Raw genomic sequence first — 12541 nt, forward strand, 5'->3', positions numbered from 1 at the left:
CGGGCCTCATCGGTTCGTTGTCTGGCGCAGCAGCATGGTGCCACCGCGCTGGGTAAATTCAAGTCTGTTCAGGGCGCTCATGCCGAGCAGCACCTGGTCGCCATGCAGCCCCGGCGCCACCAGTGCACGGACATCCCGCAGCACGATGTCGCCCAATTGCAGGCGGGCAATCTTCGTTCGATAGCCCTGGCTCAGGCCATTGGCCGTGCTCAGGGTCACGCCGAAACCTTCTTGCAGCTTCAAACGCTTGGCCAGATCCGCCGGGATCGCCACATCGGTCGCGCCGGTGTCGAGCATGAACTCCACCGGCTCGCCGTTGATCTGGCCGCTGGCGACAAAATGCCCTTGGGCATTGCTCGCCAGTTTCACTTCGATAAAACCTTCGCCCTGCTCCGACGTAACCACGATGTTCGGATTCTGCTGGCGCTGCTCCCACTGACCGAAAAACCGCGTCGCGAGAAACAGCGCCGCGCACCAGGCGAGGATCATCAACACCCGACCGACACGCTTGCCCGGCGGTTGCTGGCTCATGGCCTGGCACTCCAGCCACCGTCCGGCTCGGCGAAGCGCCAGACCACCGGGCGGACTTCGCCATCAGCACGTGGGCCAAAATTGTTGTCGACGCCGATCCACGCGCCTTCGGCATCAATGATCAGCGCTTCTTCCAGCCCGTAGTTCTGCGAATACCGACGTTGTTCCTGCAACAGTTCGCCGGCATACGACCAGCATTGCTCGACCTTGGCCGTCTGTGCATCGCGACGGCAGATCTCGAAAGCGTTGCGTTCAAGGGTAAACAGCTTGCCGTTGAACAAGGAAATGTCGGAAAAGTCGCGATGCACCGCTTTCGCCTTGGGAAACTGTGGCGGCTGCATCTCCTTGCCGCCCTCACTGAGCAGCACGCAGCGACCGTCACAATCCCACACCGTCTGCTGGCGCTTGATCAGCAGCAGGCCGCGCTTTTGCCGTTCGGCGGCCAGCCATATCTGATCACCGGCCGGGTTGATCGCCAGGCCTTCGAAGATCGAATTGAACTTCAGCAGCAGGCCGCTCGCCCGCGCTTCGCGAACCAGCAGCGGCGAGATTTTCAGCCAGTTCGCCGGGCCACTGACCGGCACCTGCAACACCGCCGCATGGGCTTCGCTGACGATGTAGCGATTGCCAGCGCTGTCGCAACTGATGCCTTCGAAATCCAGTTCGCCCCCGCGAATGAACGACGCCGCCCAAGTGCGCGAGCTCAAGCCCCACGGCAAGCCGCTCTCCGGCACAGGCGGCACGTCGATGTGCACGGTTTGCGCCTGCCAGACCGGATCGCGGGTATCGAGCCGATAGATCTGCTCGTCATCGCGATCGGAAACGGTCCACAGCTCGTTGCCGCACATGGCCAGACCTGACAGGTTACCGCCGCGCATGCCTTCGACCGGGTGTTCGGAAAGCAGCCGCAATTGTTGCAGCGGCTCGGCCGACACGCTCAGCGCACTCAGCAGCAACGCACCCGCCAAGGCCCAGCCAAACTGCATCAGGCCAGCACCTCGGCGAGGTTGCCTTTGGATTCGAGCCAGGTCTTGCGGTCACCGGCGCGTTTCTTCGCCAGCAGCATATCCATCATTTCCGAGGTTTCGGCGAAGTCTTCGCCCAGCGTCAACTGCACCAGACGCCGGGTGTTCGGGTCCATGGTGGTTTCACGCAGTTGCGGCGGGTTCATTTCGCCCAGGCCTTTGAATCGGGTGACCTGCGGCTTGCCGCGTTTCTTCTCGGCCACCAGGCGATCGAGAATGCCGTCGCGCTCGGCTTCGTCGAGGGCGTAGTAGATCTCTTTGCCGAGGTCGATACGGTACAGCGGCGGCATCGCCACGTAGACGTGACCGGCATCCACCAACGGGCGGAAATGCTGGACGAACAGCGCGCACAGCAAGGTCGCAATGTGCAGACCGTCGGAGTCGGCGTCGGCGAGGATGCAGATCTTGCCGTAGCGCAGCTGGCTCATGTCCGCGGCGCCCGGATCGACGCCGATGGCCACGGCGATGTTATGCACTTCCTGGCTGGCGAGCACTTCGCTGCCGTCGACTTCCCAAGTGTTGAGGATCTTGCCGCGCAACGGCAGGATCGCCTGGAACTCCTTGTCCCGCGCCTGTTTGGCCGAACCGCCGGCGGAGTCACCCTCGACCAGGAACAGCTCGGAACGCATCGGGTCCTGCCCGGCGCAGTCAGCCAGTTTGCCCGGCAGCGCCGGACCTTGGGTGACGCGTTTGCGCTCGACTTTCTTGCTCGCCTTGAGACGGCGGCCGGCGTTGTTGATCGCCAATTCGGCCAGGGCCAGACCGGTTTCCGGATTGGCGTTGAGCCACAGGCTGAACGCATCCTTGACCACACCGGAAACGAACGCCGCCGCTTCTCGGGAAGACAGACGCTCTTTGGTCTGGCCAGAGAATTGCGGTTCCTGCATCTTCATCGACAAGACAAAAGCGATGCGCTCCCAGACGTCTTCCGGCGCGAGTTTCACGCCGCGTGGCAGCAGGCTGCGGAACTCGCAGAACTCGCGCATCGCGTCGAGCAGACCCTGACGCAGGCCGTTGACGTGCGTACCGCCTTGGGCGGTCGGGATCAGGTTGACGTAGCTTTCCTGCACCGCGTCGCCACCTTCCGGCAGCCACAACAGTGCCCAGTCGACCGCTTCCTTATTACCGGCGAAAGCGCCGCAGAACGGCTCGTTCGGCAGACGTTCGAATTCGCTGACCGCATCGACCAGGTAGGAGCGCAGGCCATCTTCGTAATGCCACTCGACTTTCTCGCCGGTGCCTTTGTCTTCGAAGCTGACCAGCAAGCCCGGGCACAACACAGCCTTGGCCTTGAGCACATGCTTGAGGCGGCTGATGGAGAATTTCGGTGAGTCGAAGTATTTCGGGTCCGGCGCGAAGTACACGCTGGTGCCGGTGTTGCGCTTGCCGACGGTGCCGACGATTTCCAGCTCGGAGGCCTTGAAGCCGTCCTTGAAGGTCATCTGGTATTCGTTGCCGTCACGTTTGACCCGTACGCGCACTTCGGTCGACAGCGCGTTGACCACGGAAATACCCACACCGTGCAAGCCGCCGGAGAACTGGTAGTTCTTGTTGGAGAACTTGCCGCCCGCATGCAGCTTGGTGAGGATCAGCTCGACGCCGGACACACCCTCTTCCGGGTGAATGTCGACCGGCATGCCACGGCCGTCGTCGCTGACTTCCAGCGAATGGTCGGCGTGCAGGATGACCTGCACCGATTTGGCGTGACCGGCCAGGGCTTCGTCGACGCTGTTGTCGATGACTTCCTGGGCGAGGTGGTTCGGCCGACTGGTGTCGGTGTACATGCCGGGGCGTTTGCGCACCGGGTCGAGGCCCGAGAGGACTTCGATGGCGTCGGCGTTATAAGAACTAGCGCTGGGAGTGGCCATAAGGTCTCGTCGTCAGTCATTCATGAAAGAGGGGCAAGACTTCACAGCGTGGTGAAATCGATTGCCTGATACATATCGGCAGCCATGCCGGCAAAACTCAGCAACGCCGGCAATTGCCCGGCAAAGCCCTGGAAACTGTGGTCGCCGCCGGCCTGGATGCGCAAGGCACAGGCGCGGTAATACTGTTGGGCGAGGCGATAATCCAGCGTTTCGTCGCCGGTTTGCAACCAGACCTGATAACGCTGCGGATCCTGCGGTGGTGGCACTTCCAGTTCGGCCAGCGCCGTGACGTGGTCGTGGGTCAGTTCCCAGGTTTCATCGGTGTAGAGGTTCTGCTGCGTGCCCAGATAACCATCGAACATCCGGTGCGGGCTGACCGCCGGGTTGACCAGCAGGGCTTTCAGGCCATGGCGCTCGGCCAGGTGAGTCGCATAGTAGCCGCCGAGCGAACTTCCCACCAGCAACGGCCGGCCCAGCTCGGCGATTGCCTGCTCGAGCTGACCGATGGCTTCACGCGGATGGTGATGCAGCGCCGGCACGCGCAATTGCCCGCTCAAACCCAGCCGCTCCATGACCGCGACCAGCTGACAGGCCTTCTTCGAGGCCGGCGCGCTGTTGAAACCGTGGATATAGAGGATCGAACCGGACATTTGAGCTCCCTGGCTGTCGGCGAAAGATAGCGGAGTTTACAGGGAGAAGGACCGGGATTGGGGGTGGGTTCAATAAATTGGTGTGACAGCACAAGCTGCCCTCACCCTAACCCTCTCCCGGAGGGAGAGGGAACCGACTGGGGGATATTCGAGAGCTACACCGACCTGAGCGTTTTGCTGCGAATCCATAATCGATATCGCTGTTTCAGGTCGATGCACAGCCAAAGACACCGCGGTCGGCCCCCTCTCCCTCTGGGAGAGGGCTGGGGTGAGGGTCTTTGATTGTCAGTTCAGTAACCGTTGGAGCCGTAATCGACTGTGAACTCGAAGTCGCTGACTCTTTCGACGCCCGTTTCCAATTTCCCGTCCGGCAACAATCGCAACCAGCGATACCCCGGCGCCTGCTCGCCCACTTTGAAATCCGCACTCCCCGGCTCGAACTGGATACACGTCGAGGGCGAGGCCATCAAGCGCACGCCATTGCGGTCGCGATCGATTTCCTGATGCACATGCCCCCACAGCACCGCGCGAACCTGTGGAAAGCGATCCAGCACTTCAAAGAACGCTTCCGGGTTGCGCAAGCCGATCGGCTCCATCCACGCGCAGCCGATCGACACCGGATGATGATGCAGGCACACCAGATGATGGCGCTCAGGCGCCTCGCTCAGCGCGCGGGCGAGCAGTTGCAATTGATCATCCTGCAGATAGCCCGGCACCGAACCCGGCACCGCCGAATCCAGCATCGTCACCCGCCAATTGCCAATATCGACCACCGGCTCCAGCAGCGTGCTTTGCACCGCCGCCTCGGCCATGACCATCGGCTCGTCGTGATTGCCGGGAATCCAGCGCGCGGGTGCACTGATCTGCGCGCTCAGTTGGCGGAATGCCTGATACGACTGCAGCGTGCCGTCCTGGGAAATATCGCCGGTGGCCAGCACCAGGTCGATCTGCGCCTGTTGCGCCAACACCAGGTCGATGACCCTTTGCAGGCTCTCGCGGGTCTTCATGCCCAGCAGCGTGCCGTCCGCCTCGGCGAACAAGTGGCTGTCGGACAACTGCACCAGCAGCGCCGGGTCGGCGCTGGTCAATGTCGATACGCTGGGCAAGGCGCTCTCCCGGGGCTAAGCACGCAATGGATGGGTGCGGCAATTATGCTGGGGGATGACAAAAAGGGGAAACCGCCGAAGCGGACGCAGTTCACAACTAGCGAACGACTTCGTACTCGTGCCCCAACGCCAGGCAATGACTCAGCCATTCGCCCAGAAACACATTGAGCTGGGCCTTTTCATCGGGCTGGTGCATGGCGGCGTTCGGATAAGGATAGATGCCGCGAAAGCGTCGTGCATGCTCGGCGCTGACCACTTCGGCCATGCGCGCGTCGTGGTAGACCTGCACTTCCAGTTGCGGCACCGGCAACCACGGCAGACTGTGCTCCTGGCGCACCTGCAAGGTCGTGGTGTACGGGCAGGTCTGCAACACCTCGAGAGCGAGCACTCCAAGCATCTGCTCGCCCTGGGTCACAGCGATACGCCGCGCCTCGGGTTCGTTGCGCATGTCCGGCAGCAGTCGCATCAGGCGCGCGTAGTTGGCCTCGCAGGCGGCTTGCAGCCCAACGAGGTCAACCCGATAACGATCGCGCAGCTTGTTTACGACCATAGCCCCCTCACTTCGGCGCGGTTCAGCGCCAGCCACTGCAAGGCGATGATGCTCGCCGCGTTGGCAATACGTCCGTCACGCACGGCTTGCAAGGCATCTTCAAAGGCCCACACCGTCACGCGAATGTCTTCGGCCTCTTCTTCCAGCCCGTGCAGCCCGCCGACACCGTCGGTGCTGCAACGCCCCAGATACAAATGCACGAATTCGTTGCTGCCACCCGGCGAGGGGAAATACTTGGTCATCGGCCACAACGCCTTGATGTCCAGCCCAGCTTCCTCCTGCGCCTCGCGGTGAGCAACTTCTTCCGGTTGCTCATCCTTGTCGATCAGACCGGCGACCAGTTCGACCAGCCACGGGTTGTCGGCCTTGCCCATGGCGCCGACACGAAACTGCTCGATCAACACCACTTCATCGCGCTGCGGATCGTAAGGCAGGACGCACACGGCATCGTGGCGCACGAAGATTTCACGATTGATCTCGCGGCTCATGCCACCGGCGAACAGCTCATGGCGCAGGTGCACACGGTCAAGCTTGTAAAAGCCCTCGTAGCATTTTTCGCGCCGCACGATATCCACGGCGGTCGGAATGGCGTTGGCAAAGTCAGTCATAATCTTCCTCTTTACTGCACATCCATTACGAGGTTGCTGTGTACAACCGGCAACCTCGACTTCGCGCCATCCTAACGCGCCCGCACCGTTTGATGCAGCCCCTTTACCGTCAGCGGGATGGACGGTGACGGTGAAACACACTCTAATCAGCTTAGTGGCGAACTGACTGCTCCGTTGAGAGTCGAAGCGGTATCTTTTTGCCTTCCCCTGCTTTCGAAAGGACGCCCATGTCGCTTTTCAAAATTGCCTCCGTGGCCGCTATTGCCCTGACTCTGGGCGCCTGTGCCAGCCTGTTCCAGCCCAACTATCGCACGCCGCTGGAAACCACCCGCGACGCCTCGGAACAACTCAAACCCGGCTGTTCCAATCCCGATTGCCCGCTGGTGAACATCGACACCCTGCGCTTCCCGGACGAGCCGGCACTGGACGGCATCATCGAAAAACGTCTGCTGCAAATGACCCGCACCGAGAAGAACGCACCGGTAGCGCCAACCCTGGCCGCCTACCGCGAGCAGTTCCTCGCCAGCGCCGGCCCGCGCAACAGCAGCTATCTGCAAGCGAAAGTACGCGAGCAGCATGACGGACTGGTGATCATCGAGCTGTCGAGCTACCTCGACACCGGCGGCGCCCACGGCACGCCGGGTCGCGGTTTCATCAACTATTCGCGCCAGCAGCACAAGGTGCTGAACCTGTCCGACATGTTGCTGCCGGGGCAGGAAGAGGCGTTCTGGAAAGCCGCGCAAGTGGCGCACAACAGTTGGCTGATCAGTACCAAGCTCGATCAGGAGGCGGAATTCGTCGCGAACTGGCCGTTCGTGAAAACCCCGCACGTGGCGCTGACCTATGGTGGCGTGATCCTCAAGTACGACGTGACTACCATCGCGCCTTATGCGCTGGGCCACGTCGAACTGAAGATTCCTTACCCGCGCCTGAACGGCATTCTCAAGCCTGAGCTGTTTCCCGGCCGTAACTGAAGGCCCGGCCCAGCACTAACTGCAACAGCCCTGCCAGCACCAGCGCCGGCAGGGTTGCGCCGACATCCGGATACAGATTCGCCAGCAAGTGGTAGGTGCTCACACCACCCAGCCACGCCAGCAACGCCGGCCAGCGCAATGCGGCTGACGCGACCTGAGCACTGCGTTTGCGCAGAATGAAGTGATCCACCAGCACCACGCCGAACAGCGGCGCGAACACCGAGCCGATCAACAGCAGGAAATTCTGGTACTGCGCCAATGGCGCCAGCAGTGCGATCAGCGTGCAGATCACGCCGATGGCCAAGGCCAGATGCTCGACTTTCAGACGCAACAGAATCCCGCTCGATACCGCCGCCGAGTGAATGTCGGCAAAAGCGTTTTCCGACTCGTCGAGCAGAATCAGCAACAGCGGAATGCCCAGGCCGGCGCCAGCCAAGGCCAGCAGCAACGCATTGACTTCACCGCTCGGCGCGAACGCCAGGGTGTAGGCCACACCAAGGCTCATCAGCCAGAAGTTACCGATGAAAAAACCCACAGCCGTGCCACCGAAAACATTCTTCGCACGCTTGCCGAAACGCGAGTAGTCGGCAATCAGCGGCAGCCATGACAGCGGCATGGCGATGGCAATGTCGAAGCCCACGGCAAACGGCATCGAACCGTCACCGGCGCGCGCCCACAGCGCCGCGAGGTCGGCTTTGGCGAACAGGTTCCAGGTCAGCCACAGGCACGCGGCGAGCAACAGCCAGATGCCCCACTTGCGCAGAATCTGCCGCACGAACGTCAACGGCCCGCTCACCGCGAGCAAGGTCGCCAGCGCACCGAAGAACAGCGTCCACAGAATCGGATTGGCCCACAGCGAACCTTCGCTGAAGGCGCGGCTGCCGAGCAGACTGGCGGCGTCGCGCATGACGATGATTTCGAACGAGCCCCAGCCGATCAGTTGCAGCAGATTGAGCAGCGCCGGCAGGCTCGCGCCTTTGCTGCCGAGGCTGAGCTTCAGCGCCGCCATCGATGACAGGCCGGTGTCGCTGCCGATCACGCCGACTGCAGCCAGCAACAGCACGCCCACCAGCGTGCCAAGGAAGATCGCCAGCAAAGAACCGGACAGACCCAGACCCGGCGCGAGCAATGCGCCGGTCTGCAAAACCATCAGGCCGATGCCGAGGGAGAACCACAGGGAAAACAGATCGCGCCCGCCGAACACACGCTTTGCAGCGGGGACGGCGAGATCGGGGGAATAGGTGCCGGGTTGAATGCTCAAGGGTGTTATCTCAAAGGGACATTTGTTGTGATCGTTCCCACGCTCTGCGTGGGAATGCCTCTCGGGACGCTCCGCGTCCAGTGACGCGGAGCGTCACGGGCTGCATTCCCACGCGGAGCGCGGGAACGATCAGTACGGGGTCAAACTTTCTTGTACAGCTGACTGCCTTCCTTCTTGAACCGCTCGGCCTGCTCAGCTAGCCCCTTGGCGACGTCCACATCGACCGCGTCAATGCGTTGGTTGGCTGCGTATTCACGGACTTCCTGGGTGATCTTCATCGAGCAGAATTTCGGCCCGCACATCGAGCAGAAGTGCGCGACCTTGGCCGAGTCCTTCGGCAGGGTTTCGTCGTGATAGGAGCGCGCGGTGTCCGGATCCAGGCCGAGGTTGAACTGGTCTTCCCAGCGGAATTCGAAACGCGCCTTGCTCAGTGCGTTGTCGCGAATCTGCGCGCCCGGGTGTCCCTTGGCCAGGTCCGCTGCGTGCGCGGCGATCTTGTAAGTGATGATCCCGGTTTTCACGTCATCCTTGTTCGGCAGGCCCAAGTGCTCCTTGGGCGTCACGTAGCAGAGCATCGCGCAACCGAACCAGCCGATCATCGCCGCGCCGATACCCGAGGTGATGTGGTCATAGCCCGGCGCAATGTCGGTAGTCAGCGGGCCGAGGGTGTAGAACGGCGCCTCGTCGCAGCATTCGAGCTGCTTGTCCATGTTCTCTTTGATCAACTGCATAGGCACGTGGCCCGGACCTTCGATCATGCATTGCACGTCATGTTTCCAGGCGATTTTGGTCAGCTCGCCGAGGGTTTCCAGTTCGCCGAATTGCGCTTCGTCGTTGGCGTCGGCAATCGAGCCCGGACGCAGGCCATCGCCCAGCGAGAAGCTGACGTCGTAGGCCTTCATGATTTCGCAGATTTCGTCGAAGTGGGTGTAGAGGAAGTTCTCTTCGTGGTGCGCCAGGCACCACTTGGCCATGATCGAACCACCACGGGAGACGATGCCGGTGACGCGTTTGGCGGTCAGCGGCACGTAACGCAGGAGCACGCCGGCGTGAATGGTGAAGTAGTCGACGCCCTGCTCGGCCTGTTCGATCAGGGTGTCGCGGAACAACTCCCAGGTCAGGTCTTCAGCGACGCCGTTGACCTTCTCCAGCGCCTGATAGATCGGCACGGTACCGATCGGCACCGGCGAGTTGCGGATGATCCACTCGCGGGTTTCGTGAATGTGTTTGCCGGTGGACAGGTCCATCACCGTGTCCGAGCCCCAGCGAATGCCCCAGGTCAGCTTCGCCACTTCTTCTTCGATCGAAGAACCCAGGGCGCTGTTGCCGATGTTGCCGTTGATCTTCACCAGGAAGTTACGGCCGATGATCATCGGTTCCAGTTCGACGTGGTTGATGTTGGCGGGAATGATCGCGCGACCGCGAGCGATTTCTTCGCGGACGAATTCAGGGGTGATTTCTTGCGGAATGCTTGCGCCGAAGCTGTGGCCGGCATGTTGCTGCTTGAGCAAACCGGCCGCACGGGCCTCTTGCAGCTTCATGTTTTCGCGGATGGCGACGTATTCCATCTCGGCGGTGATGATGCCTTTGCGCGCATAGTGCATCTGGCTGACGTTGGCCCCGGCCTTGGCGCGGCGCGGGTTGTTGACGTGAGCGAAGCGCAGTTTGGTCAGTTCGGCATCGGCCAGACGCTGCTGGCCGAAGTTCGAGCTCAGGCCCGGCAGGCGCTCGGTATCGCCACGGTCATCGATCCACGCTGAACGCACATCGCCAAGGCCTTTGCGCACATCGATGACCACGTTCGGATCGGTGTACGGGCCGGAAGTGTCGTAGACCGTGACCGGCGCATTGATCTCGCCGCCGAAATCGGTCGGGGTTACATCGAGGCTGATTTCGCGCATCGGCACGCGGATGTCCGGGCGCGAGCCCTGAACGTAGATTTTTTGCGAACGGGTGAACGGCTTGACCGATTGCTCGTCGACCTTGGCCGAGTCACTCAGGTTGATCGCGTTTTTTTCTTTGTTGTCATCACGGGCTCTCCAGACAGCATCCAGCAGTGGATTGTCGGAGCAGAACCTGAAAGGCACGGACGCACCAGGACCGGTGCTGTGCATTCGTCATGAGCGTTCGATTGTCGAACAATATCCCGGACGAAGCACAAGAGGACTCGCCGGGTGACGAGAAATCTTGTTCCCTACGCAGGCGCTAACCTGATCAGGTTCAACGGGATCCGAAATTATTCGATCTCAGCCTCATAGCAAGGCACCCCGACAAGAACCCGGCCAGTCTAGACACAACCACCGAGGAACGCCAACACCGCAGCGAACGCCATGATGAATGGCGTAAATACCCAGGCTGGCCGATTGTTGCCGGAGCAATGCGCAACTACACTCGCTTGGCCTGCCCAGCCTTGACGCTGTGCGGGCTGCGCCTTACCTTTGGCGCCCGGATTACTTCCATAATATTCATGCTAGGGATCGCCTCATGCTGCGCAAACTTTCATTGGCTGTTGCCGTGTCCTGTGCGTCCAACACAATGGCCTGGGCAGCGGAAGCACCCTTGTCGACCAAAACCGATCTGGTCAGCGTCTATCAGGAAGCGGTCGACAATAACGCCGACCTCGCCGCGGCCCGCGCCCAGTATGGCGCGCAGAAAGAAGTGGTGCCGCAAGCCCGCGCCGGTCTGCTGCCGAACCTGTCCGGTGGCGCCGAAGTTGCTGACGTGCGCACCTCGATCGACCAGCCTTCGGCCATCGCCAACCGCAGCGCGCATTCCTACCAGGCGACACTCGCGCAGCCGCTGTTCCGCGCCGATCGCTGGTTCCAGTATCAAGCAGCCAAAGACGTCAACGAACAGGCCGCGCTGCAGCTCTCGGCCACCGAGCAGAACCTGATCCTGCAGAGCGCCGAAAGCTACTTCAACGTGCTGCGCAGCCAGGACAATCTGGCCTCGACCAAGGCTGAAGAAGCGGCGTTCAAACGTCAGCTCGATCAGTCCAACGAGCGCTTCGATGTCGGCCTTTCGGACAAGACCGACGTGCTGCAATCGCAAGCCAGTTACGACACCGCGCGAGCCAACCGCATCGTCGCCCAGCGTCAGGTCGATGATGCGTTCCAGGCGTTGATCACCCTGACCAACCGTCAGTACAACTCGATTCAGGGCATCGTCCACACGCTGCCGATTCTGCCGCCCTCGCCCAACGATGCGAAATCCTGGGTCGACACGGCGGCGCGGCAGAACCTCAATCTGCTAGCCAGCAACTACGCGGTCAGCTCCGCCGAGCAGACGCTCAGGCAGCGCAAGGCCGGCCATTTGCCGACCCTCGATGCCGTGGCGAAATACGAGAAAGGCGACAACGACGCCCTCGGCTTCGCCAACCCCAACTCGTTCGGCGCACCTTATGGCGGCAACGTCGAGCAGAGCACGCTGGGCCTGCAACTGAACATCCCGATCTACAGCGGCGGGCTGACCAGTTCGCAAGTGCGTCAGTCCTATGCGCAACTGGATCAGAGCGAACAGCAGCGCGAATCGCTGCGCCGGCAAGTGGTGGAAAACACCCGCAATCTGCACCGAGCGGTAAACACCGACGTCGAGCAGGTGCAGGCGCGCCGCCAGTCGATCATCTCCAACCAGAGTGCGGTGGAAGCCACGGAAATCGGTTATCAGGTCGGCACGCGCAACATCGTCGACGTGCTCGACGCGCAGCGCCAGCTGTACACCTCGGTGCGCAACTACAACAACACCCGCTACGACTACATCCTCGACAACCTGCGCCTGAAGCAGGCGGCGGGGACGCTGAACCCGGGTGATCTGGAAGATCTGCGGCGCTATCTGAAAGCCGATTACAACCCGGACAAGGACTTCCTGCCGCCGGATCTGGCGTCGGCGGCGGAAGCGCAGCTCAAGGCCCGGCCTTAAGCGTTAAAAACAAAAGATCGCAGCCTTCGGCAGCTCCTACAGGGAAATGC

At 61.6% G+C, this 12541-nt stretch carries 11 protein-coding genes and 1 riboswitch; of the genes, 2 read left to right on the forward strand and 9 right to left on the reverse strand.

The annotated features are described in order from the left end of the window. Window positions 1-6: 6 nt before the first annotated feature. The 7 genes from AB4N48_RS21930 to AB4N48_RS21960 all read right to left on the reverse strand — a co-directional run bounded on the left by AB4N48_RS21930 (window position 7) and on the right by AB4N48_RS21960 (window position 6338). Window positions 7-531 (reverse strand): retropepsin-like aspartic protease family protein, encoded by a 525-nt coding sequence (locus AB4N48_RS21930; protein WP_457264553.1) that lies wholly within the window; start codon window positions 529-531, stop codon window positions 7-9. Next, window positions 528-1517, reverse strand: a complete 990-nt coding sequence (locus tag AB4N48_RS21935) for an esterase-like activity of phytase family protein (RefSeq protein WP_460094315.1) — start codon at window positions 1515-1517, stop codon at window positions 528-530. The genes AB4N48_RS21930 and AB4N48_RS21935 overlap by 4 nt, the downstream gene beginning before the upstream one ends. After that, the gene (gene parE / locus AB4N48_RS21940) at window positions 1517-3424 is read right to left on the reverse strand and encodes a DNA topoisomerase IV subunit B (RefSeq protein ID WP_095180975.1); all 1908 of its coding nucleotides are present in this window, start codon (window positions 3422-3424) and stop codon (window positions 1517-1519) included. Before parE ends, AB4N48_RS21935 begins: the two co-directional genes overlap by 1 nt. A gap of 41 nt (window positions 3425-3465) precedes the next feature. Then, window positions 3466-4074, reverse strand: a complete 609-nt coding sequence (locus AB4N48_RS21945; RefSeq protein WP_041477646.1) for a YqiA/YcfP family alpha/beta fold hydrolase — start codon at window positions 4072-4074, stop codon at window positions 3466-3468. A 290-nt stretch (window positions 4075-4364) separates the two neighbouring features. Further along, entirely contained in the window at window positions 4365-5180 is an 816-nt protein-coding gene (cpdA, locus tag AB4N48_RS21950) for a 3',5'-cyclic-AMP phosphodiesterase (protein WP_252868692.1), read from the reverse strand. Window positions 5181-5277: 97 nt separating this feature from the next. After that, window positions 5278-5730 carry a DUF1249 domain-containing protein gene (locus tag AB4N48_RS21955; protein ID WP_016771972.1) on the reverse strand — a complete coding sequence of 151 codons (453 nt, stop codon included), beginning with the start codon at window positions 5728-5730 and terminating at the stop codon, window positions 5278-5280. Then, window positions 5721-6338 carry an NUDIX domain-containing protein gene (locus AB4N48_RS21960; RefSeq protein ID WP_024011344.1) on the reverse strand — a complete coding sequence of 206 codons (618 nt, stop codon included), beginning with the start codon at window positions 6336-6338 and terminating at the stop codon, window positions 5721-5723. The genes AB4N48_RS21955 and AB4N48_RS21960 overlap by 10 nt, the downstream gene beginning before the upstream one ends. 227 nt (window positions 6339-6565) lie before the next feature. Here AB4N48_RS21960 and AB4N48_RS21965 point away from each other — a divergent pair, with 227 nt between their 5' ends. Next, window positions 6566-7312, forward strand: a complete 747-nt coding sequence (locus tag AB4N48_RS21965; RefSeq protein WP_016771974.1) for an RsiV family protein — start codon at window positions 6566-6568, stop codon at window positions 7310-7312. On the opposite strand, the gene cytX is transcribed toward AB4N48_RS21965, so the two are convergent. Together cytX and thiC are read right to left on the reverse strand one after the other, a co-directional pair. After that, window positions 7281-8573: a putative hydroxymethylpyrimidine transporter CytX gene (cytX, locus tag AB4N48_RS21970; protein WP_056787515.1), complete on the reverse strand. Its 1293-nt coding sequence runs from the start codon at window positions 8571-8573 to the stop codon at window positions 7281-7283. The genes AB4N48_RS21965 and cytX overlap by 32 nt on opposite strands. 140 nt (window positions 8574-8713) lie before the next feature. Then, window positions 8714-10579, reverse strand: coding sequence for a phosphomethylpyrimidine synthase ThiC (gene thiC / locus AB4N48_RS21975; protein WP_460143643.1), 1866 nt, complete (start codon window positions 10577-10579; stop codon window positions 8714-8716). A gap of 168 nt (window positions 10580-10747) precedes the next feature. After that, a riboswitch (TPP riboswitch) is annotated at window positions 10748-10853 on the reverse strand. A gap of 204 nt (window positions 10854-11057) precedes the next feature. On the opposite strand from thiC, the gene AB4N48_RS21980 reads away from it, so the two are divergent. Then, window positions 11058-12491 (forward strand): TolC family outer membrane protein, encoded by a 1434-nt coding sequence (locus AB4N48_RS21980; protein ID WP_041477642.1) that lies wholly within the window; start codon window positions 11058-11060, stop codon window positions 12489-12491. Window positions 12492-12541: the final 50 nt, after the last annotated feature.

Source organism: Pseudomonas sp. S2_C11 (genome assembly GCF_054668395.1).

Bases quoted from the DNA above. Each gene is read 5' to 3' on its own strand.
- AB4N48_RS21930 (WP_457264553.1), bottom strand. From the start codon at position 531: ATGAGCCAGCAACCGCCGGGCAAGCGTGTCGGTCGGGTGTTGATGATC.
- AB4N48_RS21935 (WP_460094315.1), bottom strand. From the start codon at position 1,517: ATGCAGTTTGGCTGGGCCTTGGCGGGTGCGTTGCTGCTGAGTGCGCTG.
- parE (WP_095180975.1), bottom strand. From the start codon at position 3,424: ATGGCCACTCCCAGCGCTAGTTCTTATAACGCCGACGCCATCGAAGTC.
- AB4N48_RS21945 (WP_041477646.1), bottom strand. From the start codon at position 4,074: ATGTCCGGTTCGATCCTCTATATCCACGGTTTCAACAGCGCGCCGGCC.
- AB4N48_RS21955 (WP_016771972.1), bottom strand. From the start codon at position 5,730: ATGGTCGTAAACAAGCTGCGCGATCGTTATCGGGTTGACCTCGTTGGG.
- AB4N48_RS21960 (WP_024011344.1), bottom strand. From the start codon at position 6,338: ATGACTGACTTTGCCAACGCCATTCCGACCGCCGTGGATATCGTGCGG.
- AB4N48_RS21965 (WP_016771974.1), top strand. From the start codon at position 6,566: ATGTCGCTTTTCAAAATTGCCTCCGTGGCCGCTATTGCCCTGACTCTG.
- AB4N48_RS21980 (WP_041477642.1), top strand. From the start codon at position 11,058: ATGCTGCGCAAACTTTCATTGGCTGTTGCCGTGTCCTGTGCGTCCAAC.